Raw genomic sequence first — 24,564 nt, forward strand, 5'->3', positions numbered from 1 at the left:
TCAGTCCTCCACTCCGCCTTTATCCAATGCTGTACAGTGATGTGCCAACAAAAACAGATTAATCTCGTGATCCATGGCCCCTTCTGTACCGTCCATTTCTTCATAGAAAAGCGCAATTTCTCGGCCATTGGCATAATTAAAACGTAAATATCCTCCCATGGAAGCCATAAACAGCTTACACATATACTCATTTTCCAGCACGGCATCCCACTTGAATTGTGCCCTGCACAGATCGGCCAGCTCTTTCATCGAGTTATCATGCTCTACTTTTGCCAAGTGGTAAAACGTGTGGTTACGCAGTTCATTCCATGGTTCAAAATAGGCTGGGGCCAGGGGTTTATCCTGATGATAATAACGGCAATAGATCCGGTCCAGTGTCTCTCCAAACTCCGCTTCAGGGCATGTCCACAGGAGGATGTTCTCATCATGACGCGGTAACCATAGTAATCCTTCCACTTCAGGATGAACCGCAAGGAAGTCACCCTCAACCGAACTACCGATACTGATACACTCCTGAAGCTGATCTTGAGTGACGGGAGTATCCTCCGTATGCATCCAAAAGTCATATTCGGCAAAAGGTTTCAGTACCTCCTGATCTGGTCGCTGCACATTCATCCAGCCTGTGTATGTTCCTTCCCCATACTGTTCAAGCCATCTGCGGTAAGATGGAGGCAAAGAAATGGCATACTGTTGTTCAAATTGATCCAGTTCTTCAGCAAGTACTGGCTTAAATGCACGGGTTACGATATACATTTTGCGGCATCTCCCTACAATCAGATCGTTTATTGATTCATTCAATTATTCATTTCTTGAGAATCATTCATGGAATATCTGGCGGTGGCGGTTATTCAACCTCTCAGTAATCCATCAGCTAAGCCAGCTCTTCCTGCACAATTTCGGTCACTACACCCTTGCGGTTTACAATACTAATGGCAAATGCATCATAGCCATCACGTTTCACCTGCTCAAACTCCATGCGCTCACCCGTAATTAATTCAAAGGCTCCATCTTCCTGCACATCTTCTCCAAACTCCTCATCCCACGGCACATTGTAAAAAGCAGATAGCTGCACTTCAAATATGTCCTCACCTTCAACGTCCAAATAGGGCCGCAGCGGTCTGTTATTCAGATCTTCCTCTGGATAGGTCTCACATACCATCGCATTATAACCGTGTTTCGCTGCATCAATAAGCAAGTAACGTTCCCCAGTAACGGTGTGTTCTGCGTATACGATCAACGGTGTCGAACCCTTCCAAGTTATCAGATCATCTTCGGTTAAGTCACCATAATAAAAAATATGGAACTTGTCATGTGCATCCTTTGTTTGCAGCTTGCCTTTCCATTCGACCTCATGAGTCTGCTCATCCGAGATTTCCTGAACCAAACCTTCCAAATATGCAGGTCCTCTATGTACACCACCTGAATTCATGATCTCGCCTCCGCTTTATTCATTCGAATGGTTACTACTTTATGTTCTTCGTCTACATGCAACTTCACGTCGATATCCAGTTTATCGTGGAATAATTCCGTAATGTTAATAAAGTCATTGGCATTTTTATATTGCCTCTCGCTTTTTACATATGTGTTATCCGTGTACTGATAGTTCACGTTACCCGCCAGATACGGATTGTCCTCACTTGACTTAACTTCATACTCCTGATAGGCAATGTGAAAAAGGTATTGGATATGGTTCATGTCCACCCTGTAGTATAACTGACGGTTGTCTCCTTCTTTATCCATGGCGGCAAAACTATTAATAAGCGGCCAGGCTTCATAAGATTTTCCGTTGACGTCTACAGCTAGAGCATAGTCAGATAATACCTTCTCTTTTTGAAATACGCCATATGTCTGTAAAATGAAATAACACAAAATCATAGAATGCCGCGTTTCATTACCCAAATAGAGTATGACCGAATCGAAATATTCAACATTTCCCAGTTGTACTATCTAAAATTATATGAAACTCTTTTGCTTATCACAAGAAACCTAATCAGATAAGATCGTTGTTTTCACAGCAATGACGTAAAAAAGTGTGTCTCGCATCACACCCGACCTCGTTCCAATGTCGTAATCTATGTTTAAAAGAACCAAATTCGTTTCAATTTATTTGTGAAAAATATCACTATCACTTGAATAAGGTTGTGTCCTCCATGCTCTCTTTATTAAATGTATCTAAATTATCTTTAGCGCTCGTTATATTCACCACTGTACTCTCTCATTGCAGTTCTTCTGGAACCATTAAACCTGTTGAGCATAGTGAAGTCTCCTCGATCGGGGTCAGTCAACCGAGTCAACCGCCCGTCGATCCGATCATTCGCAGAGAAGGCACCACCGTATATATTGAGATGACTGCTCAAGTAACGGATATTGAAATCTCGGAAGGCGTCTTGTACAACGCTTGGACGTTCAACGGTACAGCCCCGGGACCGATACTTCGTGTGACCGAGGGAGATACACTGAATTTCACGCTTGTAAACAAAGATTCCAGCCTGTCACACTCTATGGATTTTCATGCCGTTCATGCTTCCCCCAGCAGCAAATTCATTGATGTCATGCCAGGTGAGGAAGGTACCTTCACTTATGCCACTTCTTCACCTGGTGTGTTTATGTACCATTGCGGGACGAAACCCGTTCTCGCTCATATTGCCAACGGTATGTATGGCATGATTATTGTTGAACCCAAAAACGGTTACCCTTCTGATCATCTGATTCAACGTGAGTATACACTTGTTCAGAGTGAATGGTACAAGGAGCATAGTTATCATGCCTTTTTGAACGAAGAACCGAACTACGTTGTGTTCAACGGGAATGATTATGGGTTAACCCGTAATCCTCTGCTTGCCAAAGTTGGAGATACGGTTCGACTCTATGTAAGTAATGCTGGACCGAATGAAGTCTCTTCTTTCCACATTGTGGGTACGATCATGGACCGAGTATACACAGACGGAAATCCACGAAATATACAATATGGCCTACAGACGGTTATGCTTCCGGCAAGTGGTGGAGCTGTTGTAGAATTCACCGTAACGGAAGAAGGAGATTATCCGATTGTGACGCATCAGTTTAACCATGTATCCAAAGGGGCTTCTGCCGTCCTTCGTGTAACCAAAGATGGCAAGAACCACGGGGGTCAAGCAATGTCGCACTGAGACATCCTGAAAGCTTCACATATCCTGGACGAATCGAGGTGACCGATGAAATGATCTGTACACATCAAACGCAAGACCCCTGTTTTTCCAAAGTACCTCTATTTCAACATCTGGGCCCAGAAGAATCTGTAATGTTGACCTCACTCCTGCACTCCCGCAAGTATGATAAAGGAGAGTGTATCGTTCAGGAGGGCGAACGCTCGGATACGCTGTACATTGTTCATCAGGGATGTGTCAAAATATCGAAATACGCTCAGAACGGCAAGGAGCATATCATCCGCTTCCTGTTTCCCGGTGATTTCTTTGGGCAAGCTGCCCTGTTACACCAGAAGCCTCATGATGCAAACGCCGAAATTCTGGAGTCTTCTGCCCTCTGCTCAATGAACAAGCGCAGCTTTGATCAGCTGCTTGAACATTATCCTAAGCTTGCGTATCATTTCCTGCTTGCCGTTTCTGATCTCCTCGGTGCGACAGATGAGTGGAATAGTGCGCTCAGCTCCATGAACACAGAACAAAAGATAGCAAAGCTGCTCTTGTATTTTCATACTCGAAATCATACACCACATGAGATTCGATTGCCTGTTTTCAAAAAGGACATGGCATTACTGCTTGGCATCACACCCGAAACACTTAGCCGCAAACTGGCCGTCATGCAGAAACAAGGACTTCTTCAGGTTACAGGAAACTGCATACTTATTCTTCAACTGGAACAACTCAAGGAAGCCTGTGGCTTCTTTTAATGTTTGGGGTATCATGATAGTGTATACTCTAAGTCAGAGATTAATTTGCCATTTGGAAGGTTGTTCTGTCATTGTAAATAATCTTTAATTCAACTTATATAGTATTAAAAATAAATGCTTGGGATTGTGATAAGGATATGGTTAAATCAGTGAAACATACCTCCTAAAATGAAGAATTCAATATGATTTTTAGGAGGTTATCATTAATGATTTTCAATCGGATTGACCTAGAGAACTGGAGCAGAAAACCCTATTTTGAGCATTATATAAACCATGTTAGATGCACCTATAGTATGACGGCTAATATTGACATTACCCGGTTACTTGCAGAACTTAAGAATAAGGGAATTAAGCTTTACCCAGCCCTGATTCACATGATCACAACGGTGGTAAACCGCCACAGGGAGTGTCGCATCAGTCTCGATTCCGAGGGCAGATTAGGTTATTGGGACAGCATGTCGCCTAGCTTTACCATTTTCCATGATGATGATAAAACTTTTGCAAGTATCTGGACGTTGTACAGTGAAGATTTTAATGTTTTCTACAGTCGATATCTTGATGATCTGGATAAGTATGGAGATGTTAAACAATTTGTTGCGAAACCAAAAGAACCACCAAATACCTTCCCCATTTCTAGTATTCCGTGGGTCAGTTTCACCGGCTTCAATCTGAACGTTTATAATGAAGGAACCTATTTACTACCCATCTTTACCATGGGAAAATACTTTCAGTCTGATGGGAAGATACTGCTGCCACTGTCAGCCCAATTCCATCATGCTGTTTGTGACGGTTACCATGCCGGTCTGATGTATAATGAGATACAATCACTCGCAGATCATTATACGAAATGGCTGTGATCGATGAATTAGTTCAGCATTTTGCATCATTCGATTCAACAAAAGTTCAATACAACAGCGTCAGCCCAGGACATTATTCTCTAGTCCATGGCTGACGCTGTTGTAATTTCAACTTCTCCTAGGGAAGCTATATATTCAGACCGATCAAACAGTAAACTATGTTATCCTTACTGGGCTGTTAAAATCAGCGGTCCGTCCGCCGTGATTGCGATCGTATGCTCATATTGCGCCGATAGCTTGCCGTCGGCCGTTCTCGCCGTCCACTGATCGTCATCAATCGTGATACGGTACGTTCCTACGTTGATCATCGGTTCAATCGTAAACACCATACCTTCTTTTAACCGAATGCCTTTACCGGATACGCCGATATGCTCATAGCTCGGCTCCTCGTGCAGGCTCCGCCCGATCCCGTGCGCCAGCAGATCACGTACGACCGAATATCCGTTTGCTTCTGCATGCTGTTGAATCGCCGACGTTATGTCGCCGAGTCTGCCCCCGGGGAGCGCCTGGGCAATCCCCAGATCCAAGCATTCCTTTGTCACCTTCATTAATTTTTGTGCCTCCGGTCGGATATTGCCTACCGCATAACACCAGCACGCATCACCGAACCATCCGCCGTATTCCACGACGATGTCGAGCTTCATCAAGTCGCCGTCCCTGAGCACCTGTTTCGAAGGTATGCCGTGGGCCACCACATCGTTGACCGAAATACAGGTTTCGGCGGGGTAACCGTTATACCCTTTCGTAAACTGCTTTCCGCCCAGCTTGGTGATGTGTCTGGCAACAAAGTCATTGATTTCTTGGGTGGTGATCCCAGGCTCGATCAATTTGGACACCTCGCGGTAGCAGTCCGCAACGATTTGACTCGCCGGTTTCATCTCTTCAATTTCCCTAGGTGATTTAATAATGATCATCTTGGTTTATTCGCTCCTTATCCATTCTATAATTTTAAAAACCGGACGATATCCATGGCCTCTTCATGCAGCTTGCCGCGGCGAAGCGAAAGTGAGGCGCAGCCGACCAAGGCGGCGAGCAGCATTTCCGCGTGCTGTAACCGATAGGGCGGCTCCGCCGCGTTTCCGCCGGAAGCAGCTGCCCCGTCCGCCGCACGCCCGGTTTCCAGTAACGCCGCAAGCGGCGCGAGTATCTCCCGGCGAAAGGCGGCCAAGAGCGGGCCCGAGCGAGCTTCAGGCAGCGAGGCAAAGCCCTCACCGGCCAGCTTATGCAGCAGGTACAGGGCGTGGTCCTCCGCCCAAAGCTGAAGCAGCCGGACGCTGGCTGCGGCGATGGGAGCCAGCTCTCCGGCAGCGGCCGTTTCGCGGCTGCTGCTTCGGGAACCCGCTGCTGCCGAGTTCCCTGTCTCCGTCGCAACAGGCAAGCCGAAATCCCCGCCCGCTGGCGGCCGCCCTGAAGCCAAAGCGCGCGGGGCCTCCAGAGGGGCCTTCGGTTGAGCCTCCAACGGGGCCTGCTTCGAAGTTTCTAGCGGGGCCTCCAGCCATCCCTCGGCCCGCTCCAACGCGTCCCATAACAGATCGTGGAGCAAATCGCCCTTATTGCTGTAATAATGGTATACCGTGCCATAGCCGAGTCCCGCCTCCGCGGCTACATCTCGGATTTCCAGCAAAAGCCCTTTAGCCAAAAACACATCGGCAGCGGCTTTCCGGATTTGTGCCAGACGCCGCAATCGGATCTGTTCGTTTTGTTCCTTCGTGCGTGGAGTCATCTCGTCCGTTCACCTCTTTTATTTTTGACCTACTCTTATGTCAATATAAAACATTGGCTTGCGAATAACAAGGATCAGCTTGAGGATTTCCAGCTTAAGCACGTTATTTCAGGAACTTTTTACTAGTTCACAGCATTAAACCTAGAAAAAAGAGTATCCATGCATCAGGTAAGGATCTGAGCGGATACTCTTTTGACGTATATAGTCAACCAGTCTTGTTAAAGATCGAGCAGTAGCGACACAAGCAATCCCATGGATGCAATGAATCCTACAATGGGCCCACCTTCTTCAAAGGCTTCAGGCATCATGGTCGAGCAGATCATGGCAATAATTCCACCACCTGCAAATGCTCCAATGGCAGCTCCCAGCTCGTCGGGAAGCTGCTCCAGAAACAGATATCCACCCAACGCTGCAGTCGCGGAGATCAACAGCACACCCAACCACATGAACATAATTTTGGACCTCGTAAACTTATTACGCTGCAGTCCAACTGTACTGGACAGTCCTTCAGGAATGTTGCTGACAAAGATGGAAACAACCAGGACCACGCTGACACCGTTCCCGGCCAGCAGACTCGCTCCTAGCATAATCGATTCCGGAATGGCATCCATTACCGTACCTGCAAAAATACCGAGCCCACTTTGGTTCGATTCACCTGTGCCCGCCTCTCCTGAACGTTTACGCCCTGCTCCTCCCTTACTGGAAATGATCAGATCAAACAGAGTGTACACAACCGCCCCCGCAGTAAAGCCGATCGCTGTAGGAACAATCCCTCCATCATTCAATGCATCTCCAATCAATTCAAATGCAGCCGCACCAATCAGAGTCCCTGTACCAAAAGCCATAATCCATCCAATAACACGTTTCGGAATCTTCAGAAACAGCGCCGCAAGCGCCCCAATTACAACCGCTGAGGCGGAGATGCCGCCCCACATGAATGCAGTCCACATCTGGGCCGACCCCTCTCTTGTTCATTTATGATCTATCACTCCATTAACCCGAGCAGGCATTCCACAAACAGCAAGCGAAATCAAGTGGAGTGTATCTCTCTTTCATCGCTAACACTATCCCATGTGACAAATGGAAATTTTGTGATCTATATCACCTATCACCCTTCGAAATCACGATATGATGGAATGATGCATAATAGCGGACTACTGGAAATCACACCATTATCTAACGCAGAGAGGAAGAATCGTTATGAGCAGGGAAAACAAAGATACAGCAGCCGAGTTTCTACAGCAGTTCCCCATCTTCCAGGACCTAAGTGCCGAGGAATTGAAGCAGGTCGAAGATATCGCCATCTCCAGAACGATTCACAAGAAATCCGTCATTTTTACCGAAGGCAGTGAAAAAGAAGCTGTTTTTTTCATCCGTACTGGCATTGTCAAAGCATTCAAAACCGATGAGAATGGACATGAACAGATTGTTTCATTCCTGAAAATGGGAGATATGTTCCCACACACCGGATTTTTCAACTCCCACCCTTATCCAGCAACGGCCGAAGCGATCACACCAACCGAACTGTTCGCCATCCCCGTCCGATTATTTGAACGGTTAATGCTGGACACACCATCCATTGCGATCAAAATCATGCGTGTACTTGGTGATAAAATACGGGAATTACAAGATAAACTGCAGGTACTCTCCGGTCAGGATGTTCGTAACCGTGTACTTTCCTTCCTCTTGATGCTGTCAGAGCAACACGGCCAAATCAAGGGTAACCAGAGCATCATTAACCTGCCCATGACGCATCAGGAGTTCGCCAATTCCATCGGAACAACCCGAGAAACGACCAATCGACTTCTGAATCAGCTAACGAAGGAACATCTGCTCGAGGTGGATCGCAGCCGGATTATCATACATGATTTGCAAGCATTGAAAGAACAAAGAGATATATGATCTGTATATATAAGAGACCTTAACCCCTGCAACCATGTTAAGGTCTCTTTTGGTATGCACTTTTAATCGGGACATTTATTGGACAACCGCACCGCTTTACCGAGCAGGGTGCCTGCCCTAAATAAGGCAAGCTCATGACAAAAACAAATATGTGAGCAGGCTCACACAGACCCTTCATCACGTTTTCTATAATCAAATTGTAACATCACATGATCCCAATTAGGAGGAATAACACATGAACACATATGCAGCTACTATTAATGCCACGGAGTACCCACCACACCTGAAACATAAAACTATTTTCGAAACCTTTGACCAGCTTAAACCTCAGGAAGCTATGCTGCTGATCAATGATCACGACCCGAAACCTTTGAGATTCCAGTTCCAATCTACACATCCCGACGGATTTAAGTGGGAGTATATTGAACAGGGTCCTACTACCTTTCAGGTCAAGATCAGCAAATTATAGATTGGAGCTGAGCAGCCATGCCGCAAGTTGAAATCATTGATGACACTACACTTCGCATCACGCTTCGGCTGGAGGATGCAATTGCCATGGTGCAGATGGCGCATTGTGAGCAAGTGAAATATGCACAAGAAATCATGACTATTTATGAAAAAATGCCTGTATTTGAATATACTCATTTCTGTTTTTATGCTTATGACAGTGCAGGACTCTTTGAGCATATGCTCGGGATAGACCCCAAACAATATTTGTCCTTCTCTCTTGATGCGCCTGATTCATTCTTCTATGCCCTGTATGGTGGAATGGCTGCCCTGTATGAATCGTCTCTAAAGTTGGTTCAGCAGACTGATGTAGTAGGAACAGGATCGGATGTGAACGCACATGTCTCCATCTGATGTTCATATTGTTGAATTGGATGTCCGTCCTCATCTGAGTAAAAAGCTTGAACCATTTCAGTTGATCATGGATACGGTGAAAGGACTACGAACCGAGGATGTGTTTGTACTTCATGCTCCATTTAAACCTACTCCCCTGCTCGGTATTCTCAAACTGAAAGGGTACTCCAATTCATCTGAAAAAAAGAGTTCAGATCACTGGGTCACCACATTTATTCACAAAAAAAATAAAACCGGTGCAAAAGCATTATCTGCAATTGCTTTATCCGGTTCCGAGGATAATTCAGAACCAGATTCAGACGAAGAATCAGCTTCATGTACGGGACATCCGGAGGCGAATGCTGTTGCAGTTGGAGGAAATGAATGTCTCAAAGCTCCAACCGTTGTGCTGGATAACCGCGGATTAGAACCTCCACAACCGATGATGCGAACGCTTGCCGCACTGGAGCGCTGCAAGCCCGGGGATGTGGTTCTGATTCACAATGATCGGGTCCCTGTATTTTTGATTGAGGAACTCACCAGCCTGGGCTGTCCCTATACGATTGAGGATCAAGCTGATGGTACGGCCAAAGTGAGAATTGAAAAAGGGTGAGGGGGCGAAAGCGATGTCCAGGCTGCCGTTTCTGTTTATCATCACAGGCATCTTTGGATTTGTAATGTATCACGCATTCTCCCTGCTCTCGCTCACAGGCTGGCTTGGTGATGAACTAAGAGGTCCCGAAGGCTGGTTTCATGCCCATCTGTTTGTGCTCGGGTGGGCAACCATGCTGGCCATGGGTGCCGTTTATCAATTGATACATGTCATTTTGCAATCCAATATCTATAGTCTGTTTCTCGGTTATTGTCATTACTTCTTGTTCACGCTCGGAATTACGGGCATGTTATACGGCTTCATTCGTGCAGATGTCAGCTGGATTGCAGGTTCTGCCACACTGGCGCTCTCAGGCATTCTGTTGTTTGCATGGAATATGGCCGTTACCCTTTTCCGAGCTTCACAGTGGAACCCCGTGACGATTAGTGCCTCCTGCTCCTGTCTTTACCTGGTGTTAACCGGTCTGTCCGGCATGCTGATGGGGCTGAATTTTGCCTTTGGTGATTGGAATGGTCTGCATGAACGCTTATTCGGAGCACATATCTGGATGGGAACACTCGGCTGGTTTGGCATGTTAATTACCGGATTCAGCTACAAGATGCTGCCTATGTTCTACTTGTCTCACGATTATTCGATACGGCTGCAAAAAGTGGTCTTGATTTTATGGAATGCAGCTGTTGTTACAGGTGTCGTCGCATTTCTGACGGGGATGAAGGGTGGCTTGCTCTGGTTCGCGCTCTTGCTTCTGACCGCAGCACTGATCTGTTACGTGTACCATCTGGAGCAAATTCAGGAGAAACGGCACAAAAGCAATCCGGGACCAGGCATTCGCTGGTCTGTCTATGTAAGCCGTGCCTTTGCCGTGTATGCTGTTGCGCTGCTAATCTATTCCGCACAAGGGTTCGAACTGCTGCTCCATCCACGCGTTGTTCTACTGTCGGGATGGGTATATCTCGGGGGCTGGGTGTCTCTCACCATATTGGGTTACGCCTCCAAAATCGTACCATTTCTATGGTGGACCCATAAGTATGGAAAATTGGCAGGCAGACCCGGCACACCGCTGATGGCCGGTATGCTGAGCGAACGGAACGTCAATTGGGGTTTGCTCGCCATGATGGCTGGAAGCCTTCTGCTTGTAAGTGGAATTTTGATTAATCTGGCAGAGGTCATGATGGTTGGAGGAACGATTTTATCTCTTGTCTCAATCGTTTATATAACGAATATTGCTTTCGTGTTCAGACGTTAACTTGAATAACTGGAGAGTGAAAATGATGGAACAAACAACGCCATTGTTGGAATGTCTAAAGGAAGTCTATGACCCTGAATTGGGTGTCAATATCGTTGACCTGGGGCTCGTGTATGAAGTGCGGGAAGAACCGGAGCGAGTATATGTACGGATGACTTTGACTACACCAGGGTGTCCTCTGCATGACACCATTGTAGGTGCGGTGAAGTGGGTATTGCAGGAGAATACGAATAAGACCGACATTGAAGTTCAAGTCGTGTGGGAGCCTCATTGGACCCCTCAACTCATGTCCAGTGAAGCCAAGGAAATGCTGGGATACTTCTAAAATAAGAAGATGGATGGTTTCCGGCTCACCTTGAACTTCGTAATTTGGGTTAGGAATCACTTGATGGTTTATAGATTAATCCTAAAATGCTTATTAAAAAACGTACTTAAGCTCTGAGGATCTCAGGCCCAAGTACGCTTTTTTTTGTTGTTTTACTGCTTAGATATCCTTTGCATACGAAGCTTCTGGCACTTTATTTAACACAACGAACAAACGAACTTCCTGAGCTCCCGTATTATGGAATGCAAACTCCGTCTCACCGCCGCAATGGATCACATCCTCTTGTTTCACTTCTTGTTCTGTTCCATCCAGAATAAGTGTGCCTGTACCTTCGACCACCAGCAAAATAACGTCTGTGCCCGGATGTTTATGAACCGGAAGCTGTTGTCCTGGCAGAAAATGAAGCACAAATGTGACTCCACCTCCCTGTTGAAATAAAACACGTTTTGTAAAACGGTCTGCACTAAACTCCTTGACGCTTTGCAGAGATGTAATACTCATGATTGTTTTCCTCCTTCTATCACCTTGGGATGAATTCATCATAACGCACAAACGCCTGGAACTCCTTGATCTAAATCAAGGATTCCAGGCTATGTTTCATGATCGGTCCCTTTCCAGCGTAACCTGACTCTGGATTAAACCATCATTTTGCGCAGTGAAGATATATATCTTAAACGAATAACGAAGAAATAGAAGGTCTGTGCAAGCAGAAATGCACCAAATACGGTTAATACCGGAACGGTATAATTGGTAATACCGAATGCAGTCAGGAATGGCTTAACCACTACCAAGGTTTCAATAATCGCAATCCCGATCGGAAAGAAGAACAGGATCGCAATCTGAATGGTGGATGATCGTTTCATCTCCTGGAAAGTGAGACCCATTTTCGAAAGAGAATGCACCATTTTCCCATCGGCTTCAAGATCCGTGTGCAGCCTGAAATACAAGAAGCTGGCGGACGAGATAGAGAAGATCAATCCAATGAAAATGCCCAAAAAGGTAAAGAGTGCCGTCGTCTGTCTGAACTTTTCGTAGTCAGCATATCGCGTCGTGAAAAATCCAGAATACTCCTTATCACTAGAGTGGTTTCTAATGATCTCATCCATGCCATCCAGGCGATGGCTCACCATGACCTCCGAAGATTGCCGATCAGGAACTGCCTTTCCCCATGAGGGAACTTGATACAGGTATTTACTGAAAATATCATCTTTATCCACTTTTCTGGCCATTGCCTTGAACTCCTCATCATTAACAATAACCATGGCTGACGAGTGCAGAAGGTCACTGAACTCCGGTTCTTTCTCTGAATATTTAATATCGAGTCTAACCTGCTCTGATTTCATATTCAGCTTCAACGAATCTCCCTCGGCATAGGTACGAAACTGGCTGTACTGATCCTTGTTTTTCTCATTCCGAGAATCAATGAAAATCGCTGCATCAGATGGGAGCGTACGGATTGATTTGTTCCGAATCGTGTTGAACCGATGGTAATCACTTATAGACATCACACTGATGCCGCTATCATTCGTGCTTGCCCATAAATATTTAAGATAGATCGCTTCATATTGAAGACCAGCGGCATCGAGAATCTCATTGACAGGAGCCATATTTGGCTCTTCCGATGCACTGTATACGTTGTAACGAATTGGAAAATCATTATTTGTAAACTGTTCCCGATTCTCCTGATCCAGTGACAAAATCACAACCGCACTCATCGAAGCAATGGCAATAACCACGGTCACCATAAACAGCATCCGTGCGTTATCCTTGATCTTGTAACTCATTTCCGAAATCCACAACAATCGTGTTCCATACCACACCCGCTTGCGGTTACGCTTCAACAAACGGAGGACGAGCACGGAAAGTTGAGAGTAATAGAAATAGGTTCCTGCAATTCCTGTCACTGCTGCAGTCATGATCGTCCCGCCATTCAAGTCACTGCGGAGTGCAACAAAACCCACTGTAAGTAATACCAATCCCAGAAGTGAGAAGAACCATGAAGCTTTGGGTTCTTTTTTGGGTTTGCTGGTACCCTTCAAGAGCTCCAATGCCCGCTTGTTCCCGATAAAAACCAGCGTGAAGAGCGAAATGCAGAAGAATAATAGCAAAAAGGCTCCTACGGTAATCAGAATCGCTTTGATCGGAAAATAAAAGGGCAGATCATCCATGCCGATAAAACGAGTGGTTAACATCAGGAACAGCTTCGACAACAACATGCCTCCGCCTATACCGGCAATAATAGACAAGCAACCGATCAACATATTTTCCAGAATGACCAATCTCCGAATCTGTCCGGGTTCTGCACCAAGTATGGTCAGAATGCCAAATTCCTTGTTCCGTGATTTGAGAAAAGCACTGATGGAAAACATGACAAAGAAGAATGCAAACACATACACAATAACCGAAGCCGCCTGCATACCCGCAGCGGTTGTTGCACCCATCGGCAACTTTGTCACATACGGATGATACATGAACATCGCATACGCGAAGAAGATCATAACCATAAATGCACTGCTGAGAAAAAAAGCAATATACGCTCGCCCATTTCGGCGAATGTTGTTAAACGCGAACTGAGGAAAGCTCATGTGAATTCCCTCCCCAGAAAGATAAGGTATCAATGATTCGCTGGAAGAATGTCTGACGATTATCTCCCCGATGCACCTCGGCAGCCAATTTACCATCCTTAATGAACACAATCCGATTACAAAAACTTGCAGCAAGAGGATCATGGGTGACCAGCAGAATCGTTGTTTTCTCCTGTTGGTTAATCTGTTCAAGCGATTCCATCACGGCCTGTGAAGAGGTAGAATCCAAGGCTCCGGTTGGTTCGTCAGCCAGTACAAGGGATGGCATATTAATCATGGCCCTGGCTATGGCTGTACGCTGCCGTTGTCCGCCCGAGATTTCATATACGCGTTTATCCAGAATGTGATCGATTCCAAGGTGGGTCGTTATACGGTTTAGTCTGCTCTCCATCTCCTTAAACTTCACCTTGTCCAAGGTCAGTGGAAGGACAATATTTTCAGCGACAGTCAACGTGTCCAGCAGATTGAAATCCTGAAACACAAACCCGAGTTCCCGACGCCGGAACATGGCGAGTTCTTTCTTTTTCATATCAAAAGGATTCATGCCGTTAATCAGCACTTTGCCTGAGGTGGGTTCATCAATGGTGGAGACCATGTTTAACAACGTGGTTTTGCCACTGCCGGATGGTCCCATAATCCCTACAAATTCACCCTGCTTGATGGTCAGATGAATATCACTAAGGGCCTGTGTCTGCACTTTGCCCTGATACACTTTGTTAAGTGCCGTTACTTGCAACATCTCCATACGTATATCCCCTCCAACATAACCATTATTAGTTTACTTATCCTATCCTAAACGACCTCCCAGAACCACGCTATCGATTTACCTTAAACTTTCCTTACACCGTCATTAAGCTTGTGTTCCCCTTTCGTGCCCAAACCTTGCATCCAATAAAAAAAGCGCTTTGCCCATGGGCAAAGCGCTCTACTTCTGATTCATCCAGCTGAATCTGACCAACGTTCCCTCGTCCGGCTCTGAGAACAGCTCGATCCGGTTATCCAAACGTGCACTGATCTCACGAACCAGATACAATCCCATGCCTGTTGACTCATGATATTGTCTTCCCCGCTCCCCTGTGAAGTAGGGATTGAACACGCGATGAATATCTTCAGAGGATATGCCGATCCCCTCATCCTGAATATCAAGTACGGTACAGTCTTCCTGCTTATAGCCGGTAATGATCACTTTTTTGCCTGATTTGCTATCGGAGTAGTTAACAGCATTGGTCAGAATCTGGGTAAACATAAAACGCAGCCACTTGGAGTCACTATAGATTTGGAGGTCGCTTTCGATCCGAATATCCGGCGCAATCCCTCTGCGAATGAACAAACGCCGATTCTCGGCTATGCTGCTCCGGACCACCTCACGCAGGGATAGAAGTTCCACACGGAAATCCCCTTCAAACTGTTCCAGCCGGGAAGAGTGCAAAACCATTTCAAGTCCTTTTCGCATTTTATCCAGTTCATCCTGAATGCTGCCAGCCGTCTCACCCTCCACGTCTTCCAGTGTTAATTGAATGATGGAGAGCGGGGTTTTCATCAGGTGTACCCATCGATTCATGAAGACAACCTGCTGTTCATTATGGGTACGCAATTGGCTGAGTTCATTCTGGCGGTTACGCTCCAGTTCGTGCATCAAACGATGAGCCGCTTCAGCTACTGGAGTTGTACCAAGCGCTTGAAAAGGCTCCTGTACCAGCAGTTGCGGCTGTTGCAGTGCTCGGTAGTAATGACTTAGCTGGAAATAACGTACAACCAGAAATATAATCAGAACAACCGTACTTAGCACCATACCGTAAAGGACGATTTTCATAGGCCGTTCCTCACCGGAGAGCCAATATACACAAGGAACAAGTAGCATTTGCAGCAAATAGAAGCTGAATAAAGTCAAATGGTCCTTCAGAAAAAGCCTCATTGCCCTTTCTCCTGAACGGAGGAATCCAGTTCCAGTAACCGATACCCCGCTCCCCGAACGGTCTCCAATATCTCTTCTGCACCCAGCTCCTTCAGCTTGCGGCGAACACGTGTAATGTACACATTCAACGTATTATCATCGATAAAATGCTCGTCCTCCCACATCAGTTCAAGGAGACGCTCCCGGCTGACAACCCGGCCGGCTTTTGCCATTAACACCTCCACCAGTATCGATTCCTTCTGTGTCAGCTCCACTGAACGATCGCCATACTCCAGCACATAGCGCTCGGGGTAAAGGTTCATGGGACCATTTCTTACTCTCACTTCCTGTTGTGCAGCAGCATACGTACCGTAAGCCCTGCGCAAATGACTTCTTACTTTTGCAAGCACCACTTCATATTGAAAAGGTTTCGTAATATAATCATCCGCCCCATGCTCCAGCGCCATAACCTGATCCATGCCACTGTCGCGTGCCGAAATAAACAGAATGGGACAGATAGAGTGTGTACGAATCTGCCTGCACCAGTAGTAACCATCGTATTGTGGCAGATTCACATCCATCAGTACCAGATCTGGCTTCAGCTTCACAAATTCATCCAGTACATGACGGAACTCATCTGTGATCTGCACCTGGAATCCATTTCGAGTCAGATAAACCGCCAGCAAGCCTGCAAGCTTAGCATCATCTTCGACCAATAATATCGATTGCATCGTAACCCTTCTTTCCGTTCGCTGACGTAGCCTATATGATCTAATTTACCATTCTAGTCGGAAACGGATTAGAAATAAAGGGTCAGACCACCAGACGCCCCCTTTTCTCTGCCAAACCAATGGTTGCTTCCACCCCTGAATTAAATTCAAGAAAGTCCTGTTCTACCCCGTCGCTGAAAATGACACCATCTTCTGGCATCTGCGATACAATCCGCAGTGGTTGCTTCTGATCAATCTGCCCGAACACCAGATTGGCGGCCGTTGTCCGACTAGGAAACGGTTCACGTACTGTAAAATAAAGATAAGGTGAATCCCAGCCAAAGTGGGCCAGACTATTCCTGTTTTCTTGAACAAATGCAGATGCTGGAGCAACTTCACCTTCTGGACTCATACGCTGCCAAGCCGCTGACTCAACAATTCCGGCGGCTCCAGCCAGTACACTTTTGAACCAGCCCGTCGATCCCATGCCCGTGGACACAATGACACCGCTGGAGGATTGTTGTTCTACTGACGAACCCCATCGAACTTCATAACGGGCAGATACATGCGTTTTCCGGCCAATGAATAGATCATTGACACCATACAGATATTGCCCATCGTTCAGTTCGACTTTGGCCAGAGTGACTTCTTTTAGCGATCTTTGCTTACGAATGACATCCGGGATAATGAAGCTCAGGTCCTCCACGGTAAAAGGTAACAGCACACCATCCCAACGCATCGGATCCGGATTCACACCAATGAGTGGCTGCTCGGTTACATATTTGAGGGTATTGGCCACAAGCCCATCCTGTCCGATTACCACCACGATATCCTGCTCTCCAAAAATAAAATTGGGCACATGTTCACGATCAATGGTCTGCACCCTCCCCAGCTGACCCAGTTGCTGCTGCGCCTGCTGCACGGATTGCCGGTAGCGGCGGTCTTCCTCCAAATAATCACTGAAGTCTGCACCCAGACGTTCAATATAAAATTGTGCTTGCTGCACGGTATTATATCGAACCACCAGTTCCTCCAGCCTCGTTCTGCGCTTAACCAGGATTAGCTTGTGTTCGCTCATTCGATCGTCCGTCATAGTCTGCTGACGTGCTGACTTCCCTGCTTGACCCAGCCTCATCTGGTTCGACCTCCCTGCTCTCTGCCTGGTGCGGGAGACATCAATCCCTGCAACAGATCTGGCGAGATATTAAGCTGTCCGATCTTGCCTGCATTTTCGGCCAATTCCTGGAATGCAAGTGCGATCAGCTTATCGGAATTCATCCCCATGTTCGCCATCGCTTGCAGTACATTCGGCTGTACATTTTGCAATGAATTCATTACGGCCGCGATTTCATAGGCCTTGGCATCCGCTTCGGCATTATGATTCGCAATGGTCAGCTCAATGAGCTGCTGCTTGCGTTCCTCCATCGCTGTATTGAACTGAAGCTGCTCCTGCTCCATCTCATTTTGTTTCTGTTTCACGGAACGCTCAGCATGTAATTGTGCCTCACGGATTTGCTGTTTCTTCGTTTCTACCGCGATTTCCGTGTTCAGCTCATTCTCCTTCACCTTGCGTTCCTGTTCGATGGAAGCATTGCGCCGTACATACAGTGCTTCGTCAGCCTGACGTAAAATCTCTTCTCGCGCCTGTGCTTCCAATGCACGCATGGTCTCTTTGTTTGGCAGAATGGCGAGTATGGATACACTCATGAGCTCTACGCCCCATTTTTCCAGCTCCGCATTTTGAACCACTTCACGTTTCATGCTGCTTGCCAGCCGCTCACTGGACTGAATGGCTTCTTTCATGGGCATCTGTTCCAGCTGTTTTTTGGTTAACACTTTGGCGGTGGTAATCACGCGTTGATCCAGCTTGCCCGGGTCGTCAGAGATGTATCGGTTTTTACGTAAATTGTACGTATAATTCAAGCTTTGCGTGATTTTCATGTAATCGACAATGCGATAGCTGAGTTGGCCCTGAACGGTAACTGTCTGATAATCTGCGGTAATCTCTTCAAACATGAATGGTACATCAACAGAGGATACTGGCAGAACCACAACCGACGTTGTCGGCTCATAGTAATAAAAAGACAAACCCACACCCTGACGTTGCACCTGACCGTTCTTCACTTTCATCACATATTCACTGGGTTGAAACTTCACAAAGCGGAATCCAAACATGGCTCATTCCCCATCCCTTAATAATGTCATTATGATATTATCGAAATGATAACAAACGGAAATGATATTGTCAATACGACATTAACAAATTATTCATATGCCTATTAAAAAAGGGAGAAAGACTGAACTTCTCTTCTTCCGCAAAAAAAATAAAGAGATCGAATCATTTGATCCGATCTCTTTACCTGCTTCATTATTTTCTAATAGTGCGTGTTCAAAAAGACCGGTTTTCAGTACCGAGAAGATGGGATGAAGCTAGAAATGGACCTCTAATACAGCTGTTTCATCAGTCTGGCTACTGCGACCGCACCTTGTGCACGATTCGCAGTTTCTTTCGGAGCAAACGTGCCATCAGGCATGCCATTCAGCAGTCCAAGTTGCTGCATCGAGGCTACGGCTTCTTTGGCATATCCTGCGATCTCGGCGTTGTCTTCAAACACCGTATTTCCTTGTGCAGAAGTGGTCGCATCCAGATCATGCTGCATAACCTGTAAAGCTCGATTCAGCATAACGGCCATATCTTCCCGAGAGATGCGCTCATTAGCTCCAAATGTTCCATCTGCTCGCCCTTGAATAATGTTCATCTCAATACCAAGTCGTACCGAGTCTGCATACCACTGCCCTTCCTTCACATCCGATGGAGTTGAAATCGATGGATCGGGCTGGCGTGCATCACCCATGCTTTTAATAATCATTTGTAAAAATTGTGCTCTGGTCAGTTCACCTTCCGGGGCAAAACGGGTTTGGCTCATCCCCAAAATAATCCCTTTAGCGTAAAGGTTCTGCACCTCTTGGATTGCCCAATTGTGATTTTGCAAATCACTTAGTGGCACCTCAACTTCTACAATGACATAACTGCCGGATTCCAGAGGTTTGAACGCCATGGTCGTTGTCTTGTCATCGTAATTGGAATACGTAACAGGCTTCATCTCCCCGCTTGGAGATATGGATTGCACAACCATAACGACGTCACTCTTCTGAGGTTTCTTCACATTGGATAGGGCAACTTCAACCGCTCGGTCCTTCCATTGCAATAGCTTATTGTTCATCAACAAATCCACATTGACAATCGAATGATTACCGATGGCTGCTTTTTGCGATGCAGACAGCGTGTCTGTTGATCCTTTGGCCACTACAATATCCAACGTTCCAGCAGTCTCCGCATTCATTGGCGGAAGCGACTTCAATGGTACGCGTATGCTTGTCTGTCCTGCGACTACATCCATGGATTGCACTTCCTCGGAACGAATCCACGCTGCAAGTTGACTTGCAGCCAACTGGAATGTGACTGACTTGGAGGTGTCAGGCACATCTGCAATCAGCTTCAAAGTTCGGTCTCCTGCATCCATGGATTGCAGTGCCCGTGTTAATTGGGATGCATCCGGACGAATGGAATACTGATTATCCCCGGATGTCGTTCCTTTTAACGTGATGGAACCCTTCGCTGGCGTATCACCCGTTCCAACCGGCGGGGTTACAGCTGGGTTCCCCGGCGTTGTAACTGTTCCCGGGTTGGAAGGTTGCGATGGACCATTAGGTTCTGATGGCTGGCCAGGGCCAGGTGTTGCATCTTGACGTACCAATTGGCTAATGGCATCTTGTAACGCACGATCAGCCTTGCTTACGTCTTGAGTTGAAGATTCTGCATCTTGAATGAACGCCTTCGCTTCAGCAAGCGCCTTACTGAATACATTCCAGCTTGAAGCGGTGTATTCGCTTTGCTTTAATTTCACAGCGGTATCTACCGTAGCTTGCAGTGCAGATTTATCCGCCGGGAATGTACCATATGCTTCAAAATCCATAAATCCTACCCATGTAGAACCTGCGGTAATCGTTACGCGAATATAACGTGCCTCTGTATTAGCAGGAAGTACATGGCTTGGCGCTGTCGAAACGATAACATCATTTGTGGTATTAACCACTTCCACAAAATTTTCGTTATCGTTGGACACTTCGATCATGTATTTGATCCCGCCACTCCACATTGACATCTCGATCTTGCGAAGGTTAGCAACCTGTCCCAAATCCACTTGCCACCACCTTTTGCCTACGCTCTGATCGGTCCCCCAAGATGTGTTTGGATTACTATCAATAGCTCCTCCTGGAGAATTGTCTTGTCCGCCACCTGTACCGGCACTGGTTGAAGCGGTTGCTGTTTTGCCTGTGGTCAATGCTTCCAGCAATACAAGGTCATTAGAGGCTTGCTTTAATCCATTCAGCGCTGAATTCACTTCGGACTGCACGGCACTCGTGTTGTCTCTAACAACGATTGCCGCCTGCAACGCATTCTTCAATGTTGTCCAGCTTCTGCGTGTATATGAAGATTCATTCTGTTGCTGCATTTCCCCAATCAACTTATGCAGCTCCGTCTTGTCCACATTGGATAGACCCTGAATGGCATCATTCAGATGTTTTACCGCAGTGTTGGCGTCTGTCTGAGTCGCCCTTGGATCAGCGATCACCTGCTCGGCGCGTTCAAGCGCTTTGGTTAAAACAGCCCACGTTGCAGCAGACCAATCTTCCTGTTTGTACGTGCGTGCTTCCGCCATTTTTGCTGTGAGATCGCCCAGCTGCGGAGCAATAACACCTAACTGTAGAATTACACCTTCCAGTGCTGTTGTTGCTGTATCCGTCTCCTGTTGCGTAAGTCCACCTGATGTATATGCCTTACGATAAACAGCCTCTGCGGCTTCAATGGCAGGAGCAAGATTTCCCCAGCTTTCAGGTGTAAAATCACTGGAAACCAGCGATTTTGCCCGTGTAAGGGCTGCCGACAAATGCTGTCGATCTGCTGGCAGAAGTTCCAGTCCGCGTTTGTACACATTAAGGGATGGTAAGGCTCGCCCCTCATAAGAGTAACCCCCATTGTCCGGGTATTCATCATAATCGAACATGGCTTGATTTTCCCACGCATTTCCCTCGGAAGCAATCCAGCCTACTTCTGCTGCAATCCATGCGGGCTCCCAATAGAAGAACCCTGCTCCGCGACCCTCAGGCACGTCAGCGATCATATCCATAATGCCAGCAATAGCATCATATTGACCTTCTACCGTTGCAGGGAATGTTGCTCCACCCACATGGAGCGCTTCGTCTGATCCAATGATATTACCGTGAGCATCCCCGTTTTTATACGAAAACGGATACGAAGTCTCGGCAATAATAACGTCTTTTTTGAACTTGTCAGATACTTCATTCATGGTCTTCTGCACATCGGCAAATGTCCCATGCCAGAACGGGTAATAGGAAAGTCCGATAATGTCGTACTCCAGTCCACCCTCCTTTAACTCACTGAAATACCAGTCGAACATCTCCGGCTTGCCGCCTTCAGCCAGATGGATCATGATTTGAACCTTCTCTTCTCCTGCGGCCGCGTGCACACCATCTACCCCACTCTTCAACAACGCTACATTCTCGTCAAAATTAACATTACTGTTCAAGCCATTCAGTACACCGCTGTTTATCTCGTTACCGATTTGAACCATATCAGGCATCGCTTTTGCAGCCTTCATCTCACCCACGACTTCAACCGTATAATCATAAACAGCCTGCTTCAACTCATCAAATGACAGACCTTCCCATGCCTTCGGACGAAGTTGCTGTCCGGGATGTGCCCACTCATCTGAGTAATGGAAATCAAGCAGCACTTTCATGCCTTTTGCCTTCACACGCGCAGCTAATTCAATGACATCATCTTTGTCGTTATACCCGCCAGATTTCTGTGGATCATTCCACAAACGCAGACGCACATAGTTCACGCCACGGTCTTTGAGGATATCGAGCAAATCCCTTTCTGTGCCATTGCTATCCAGATACTTCCCACCATTATCCTCAATGGCAGTTAACGTGGAAATATCCACTCCTCTGACATAATCCGCTCGATATCCTCCTACCTTTACAGTGGCCTCCGGTTTAACAGACGCACCATATACTGCACCTGTCACGGTAAAATCGCCCGCCTTTGCGTACTGCGAAGAATCAATGTTCTCCCATTCGACTGGAACAGCTCCCGATTTTACGTTCTGATATTTTGCCTGAACCTCCGCAGGCAAAATAGGAGCGCTTCCAGTCACAGTGGAAACTTGAACCGTATCATAACTCTTAATGTCTGCTGGTTCACGTCCCTCCTCTTCTCCCCAAACTTTGATCTCCGAAATGGCAGGCCACGCGCCTGTTTGATCGTAAAAAGGTATCGTAACCCTTACATATTGAACAGCATCCATCTGAAATTCCAGATTAACCGTCTGTTGAAGCGAATTATTGTCACTCTGATCAGCTACTTTGGTCCAGTTGGTCTGATCTGGAGATGTTTCAACCATATATTTCACAATTCTATCATCTTTCCATAACAGTTCAGCCCCGGATAAATGATAGGCTCCACCCAGATCAATCATCACCCACTGTGGCTGTTCCACCGAGGTTCCATCATTCGCACTCCAATGCGTTTCTGTTTTACCATCTACCAGATGGTCCTTATTGCTACCCCACTCCAGATATTCAGAGCTAACCGTTACCTCCTTGTTCAAAGCAACGTTCACTTTCGTTGCCGCCGCTGCCGGACGAACCATCATCCCTAGATCACAGAACAGCATTAGCAAAACCAGACACCCGCTTATGTATCTTTTGTTCACTCTTGATCTCCCCCTTTTTGTGTTTTAATGTGCTTGGATCAATGAATGTTGTAAACCACTATCATTGTAAGCGCTTTACAACGATAGTGGACACGGTATTATTCAAAGGAAACAGCAGTTATTTTAACGAATTGGCGATATAACTACCTTCATCACAACCTAGACGGACTGGGAATGCCTAATGAAAAAAACCTGTCCCCCACCGCCTCTGGCAGAAAGGAACAGATTTTGATTTTTTTATGTTAATCCTTATAGGCTCAAATTAAATTTCCTCTCTGAATATATGCCGAATGCTTACTTGCTAAGCTTCAGCTCCAGTTGAACCTTGATGTCATTTTCAGTCGTGAGCACAACAGAGTGGGGATTTTTCATACCAAAATCTTCAAAGGTAACCATTGTTGTTGCAGACAACAACACCTGGTTATTTTCATAAGCCGCTTTGGCGTCCAACGTGACCTTTTTCTCCACACCTTTCACTGTAATGGTTCCGTTCATTTTGAAATCAACTGTCTGACCCGCAGGCCATTCTGTCGGTAGTCCTTCGAATGAATTAGCAGTGAATGTAGCTTGTGGATGAGTGCTGACGTCGAAGAAATCCGCTTCTTTGACATGAGCATCCCGCTGACCGTTACCCGAATCAATTCCACTCATCTCGATTTGTCCATCCGCTTTCATCTTGGATGTATCATCAACATTAATGGTCCATTTACCGCTTACCTGCGGGTCCACAAAGTTGACGGTCTCCTGAGATGTCGTAACAGAGAAATATACCTTCGAACCTTCGCTAATGCTCCAGTCTCCATTAAGTTGTTCTGGTCCAGCAGACTCCTTAGCTACCACTTTTCCTTTGCCACTGTCTGCTCCCGCATCCGTTGTAGACGCTGCTGTGCTGGCAGGGAGTACCTGCTCAATCGCTACATTGTTTCCCAGGTAGCTGTTCGCGAAGTAATAACCTCCACCTCCGAGTACTGCCACCGCTGCGACACCTGATATAATCCACGTTTTTGTTTTTTGGTTCATCTCTATTCTCCTCCAATGGTATATGTATAAGTTGGTTGTTAAAATCCATCTTATCAGCCCAATGTGTCAGGAAGACGTCAAGCGATGACTCATCATGCATTTTTTTCAGAAAATAATTGCAGGATTGGCTTTATCCCTCACCTCATGTAAAATCAGT

24 protein-coding genes are annotated in these 24,564 nt (G+C 46.4%); 9 read left to right on the top strand and 15 right to left on the bottom strand.

What is annotated here, in order from left to right:
- The 3 genes from ACR32F_RS18810 to ACR32F_RS18820 form a co-directional block, all read right to left on the bottom strand.
- A complete protein-coding gene (locus tag ACR32F_RS18810) occupies positions 1–753 on the bottom strand; it encodes an SMI1/KNR4 family protein (protein ID WP_440109605.1) in 753 nt (250 codons plus the stop codon).
- A gap of 118 nt (positions 754–871) precedes the next feature.
- Positions 872–1,429, bottom strand: coding sequence for a hypothetical protein (locus tag ACR32F_RS18815; protein ID WP_440109607.1), 558 nt, complete (start codon positions 1,427–1,429; stop codon positions 872–874).
- On the bottom strand, positions 1,426–1,875 hold the full coding sequence (locus ACR32F_RS18820) for a hypothetical protein (protein ID WP_440109609.1): 450 nt from the start codon (positions 1,873–1,875) through the stop codon (positions 1,426–1,428). The genes ACR32F_RS18815 and ACR32F_RS18820 overlap by 4 nt, the downstream gene beginning before the upstream one ends.
- Before the next feature lie 275 nt (positions 1,876–2,150).
- Here ACR32F_RS18820 and ACR32F_RS18825 point away from each other — a divergent pair, with 275 nt between their 5' ends.
- From ACR32F_RS18825 to catA, 3 genes are all read left to right on the top strand, one after another.
- Positions 2,151–3,149 carry a multicopper oxidase domain-containing protein gene (locus ACR32F_RS18825; RefSeq protein ID WP_440109611.1) on the top strand — a complete coding sequence of 333 codons (999 nt, stop codon included), beginning with the start codon at positions 2,151–2,153 and terminating at the stop codon, positions 3,147–3,149.
- 131 nt (positions 3,150–3,280) lie between these two features.
- The gene (locus tag ACR32F_RS18830) at positions 3,281–3,889 is read left to right on the top strand and encodes a Crp/Fnr family transcriptional regulator (RefSeq protein WP_440109613.1); all 609 of its coding nucleotides are present in this window, start codon (positions 3,281–3,283) and stop codon (positions 3,887–3,889) included.
- 206 nt (positions 3,890–4,095) lie between these two features.
- A complete protein-coding gene (gene catA, locus ACR32F_RS18835; RefSeq protein ID WP_440109615.1) occupies positions 4,096–4,746 on the top strand; it encodes a type A chloramphenicol O-acetyltransferase in 651 nt (216 codons plus the stop codon).
- 167 nt (positions 4,747–4,913) lie between these two features.
- Here catA and map read toward each other — a convergent pair whose 3' ends face one another.
- From map to ACR32F_RS18850, 3 genes are all read right to left on the bottom strand, one after another.
- Complete coding sequence (gene map / locus ACR32F_RS18840; protein ID WP_440109617.1) at positions 4,914–5,660, bottom strand: type I methionyl aminopeptidase; 747 nt, start codon at positions 5,658–5,660, stop codon at positions 4,914–4,916.
- A 26-nt stretch (positions 5,661–5,686) separates the two neighbouring features.
- Positions 5,687–6,469 carry a TetR/AcrR family transcriptional regulator gene (locus ACR32F_RS18845; protein WP_440109619.1) on the bottom strand — a complete coding sequence of 261 codons (783 nt, stop codon included), beginning with the start codon at positions 6,467–6,469 and terminating at the stop codon, positions 5,687–5,689.
- 218 nt (positions 6,470–6,687) lie between these two features.
- Positions 6,688–7,419, bottom strand: a complete 732-nt coding sequence (locus ACR32F_RS18850) for a ZIP family metal transporter (RefSeq protein WP_440109620.1) — start codon at positions 7,417–7,419, stop codon at positions 6,688–6,690.
- 250 nt (positions 7,420–7,669) lie between these two features.
- On the opposite strand from ACR32F_RS18850, the gene ACR32F_RS18855 reads away from it, so the two are divergent.
- The 6 genes from ACR32F_RS18855 to ACR32F_RS18880 all read left to right on the top strand — a co-directional run bounded on the left by ACR32F_RS18855 (position 7,670) and on the right by ACR32F_RS18880 (position 11,395).
- Positions 7,670–8,371 carry a Crp/Fnr family transcriptional regulator gene (locus ACR32F_RS18855; RefSeq protein WP_440109622.1) on the top strand — a complete coding sequence of 234 codons (702 nt, stop codon included), beginning with the start codon at positions 7,670–7,672 and terminating at the stop codon, positions 8,369–8,371.
- Positions 8,372–8,606: 235 nt separating this feature from the next.
- Positions 8,607–8,840 carry a DUF2249 domain-containing protein gene (locus ACR32F_RS18860; RefSeq protein WP_440109624.1) on the top strand — a complete coding sequence of 78 codons (234 nt, stop codon included), beginning with the start codon at positions 8,607–8,609 and terminating at the stop codon, positions 8,838–8,840.
- 17 nt (positions 8,841–8,857) lie between these two features.
- Positions 8,858–9,232: a hypothetical protein gene (locus ACR32F_RS18865; protein WP_440109625.1), complete on the top strand. Its 375-nt coding sequence runs from the start codon at positions 8,858–8,860 to the stop codon at positions 9,230–9,232.
- A complete protein-coding gene (locus ACR32F_RS18870) occupies positions 9,219–9,824 on the top strand; it encodes a DUF2249 domain-containing protein (RefSeq protein ID WP_440109627.1) in 606 nt (201 codons plus the stop codon). Before ACR32F_RS18865 ends, ACR32F_RS18870 begins: the two co-directional genes overlap by 14 nt.
- Before the next feature lie 13 nt (positions 9,825–9,837).
- Positions 9,838–11,070: a hypothetical protein gene (locus ACR32F_RS18875; protein WP_440109629.1), complete on the top strand. Its 1,233-nt coding sequence runs from the start codon at positions 9,838–9,840 to the stop codon at positions 11,068–11,070.
- Between the two features lie 25 nt (positions 11,071–11,095).
- Positions 11,096–11,395, top strand: a complete 300-nt coding sequence (locus tag ACR32F_RS18880; protein ID WP_440119949.1) for a metal-sulfur cluster assembly factor — start codon at positions 11,096–11,098, stop codon at positions 11,393–11,395.
- Positions 11,396–11,554: 159 nt separating this feature from the next.
- On the opposite strand, the gene ACR32F_RS18885 is transcribed toward ACR32F_RS18880, so the two are convergent.
- The 9 genes from ACR32F_RS18885 to ACR32F_RS18925 all read right to left on the bottom strand — a co-directional run bounded on the left by ACR32F_RS18885 (position 11,555) and on the right by ACR32F_RS18925 (position 24,407).
- Complete coding sequence (locus tag ACR32F_RS18885; protein WP_440109631.1) at positions 11,555–11,896, bottom strand: cupin domain-containing protein; 342 nt, start codon at positions 11,894–11,896, stop codon at positions 11,555–11,557.
- Between the two features lie 134 nt (positions 11,897–12,030).
- Complete coding sequence (locus tag ACR32F_RS18890) at positions 12,031–13,980, bottom strand: ABC transporter permease (RefSeq protein ID WP_440109633.1); 1,950 nt, start codon at positions 13,978–13,980, stop codon at positions 12,031–12,033.
- A complete protein-coding gene (locus ACR32F_RS18895; RefSeq protein WP_440109635.1) occupies positions 13,955–14,725 on the bottom strand; it encodes an ABC transporter ATP-binding protein in 771 nt (256 codons plus the stop codon). The genes ACR32F_RS18890 and ACR32F_RS18895 overlap by 26 nt, the downstream gene beginning before the upstream one ends.
- Before the next feature lie 180 nt (positions 14,726–14,905).
- Complete coding sequence (locus ACR32F_RS18900) at positions 14,906–15,895, bottom strand: sensor histidine kinase (RefSeq protein ID WP_440109637.1); 990 nt, start codon at positions 15,893–15,895, stop codon at positions 14,906–14,908.
- A complete protein-coding gene (locus tag ACR32F_RS18905; RefSeq protein ID WP_440109639.1) occupies positions 15,892–16,605 on the bottom strand; it encodes a response regulator transcription factor in 714 nt (237 codons plus the stop codon). Before ACR32F_RS18905 ends, ACR32F_RS18900 begins: the two co-directional genes overlap by 4 nt.
- A gap of 82 nt (positions 16,606–16,687) precedes the next feature.
- A complete protein-coding gene (locus ACR32F_RS18910; RefSeq protein WP_440109641.1) occupies positions 16,688–17,719 on the bottom strand; it encodes a sugar kinase in 1,032 nt (343 codons plus the stop codon).
- Positions 17,716–18,759: an SPFH domain-containing protein gene (locus ACR32F_RS18915; RefSeq protein WP_440109643.1), complete on the bottom strand. Its 1,044-nt coding sequence runs from the start codon at positions 18,757–18,759 to the stop codon at positions 17,716–17,718. Before ACR32F_RS18915 ends, ACR32F_RS18910 begins: the two co-directional genes overlap by 4 nt.
- A gap of 269 nt (positions 18,760–19,028) precedes the next feature.
- Positions 19,029–23,387 carry a glycosyl hydrolase 53 family protein gene (locus ACR32F_RS18920; protein WP_440109645.1) on the bottom strand — a complete coding sequence of 1,453 codons (4,359 nt, stop codon included), beginning with the start codon at positions 23,385–23,387 and terminating at the stop codon, positions 19,029–19,031.
- Positions 23,388–23,681: 294 nt separating this feature from the next.
- On the bottom strand, positions 23,682–24,407 hold the full coding sequence (locus ACR32F_RS18925) for a YceI family protein (RefSeq protein ID WP_440109647.1): 726 nt from the start codon (positions 24,405–24,407) through the stop codon (positions 23,682–23,684).
- Positions 24,408–24,564 lie beyond the last annotated feature (157 nt).

The sequence above is a fragment of the Paenibacillus hebaui genome (assembly GCF_051934385.1).
Lineage (GTDB): Bacteria > Bacillota > Bacilli > Paenibacillales > Paenibacillaceae > Paenibacillus.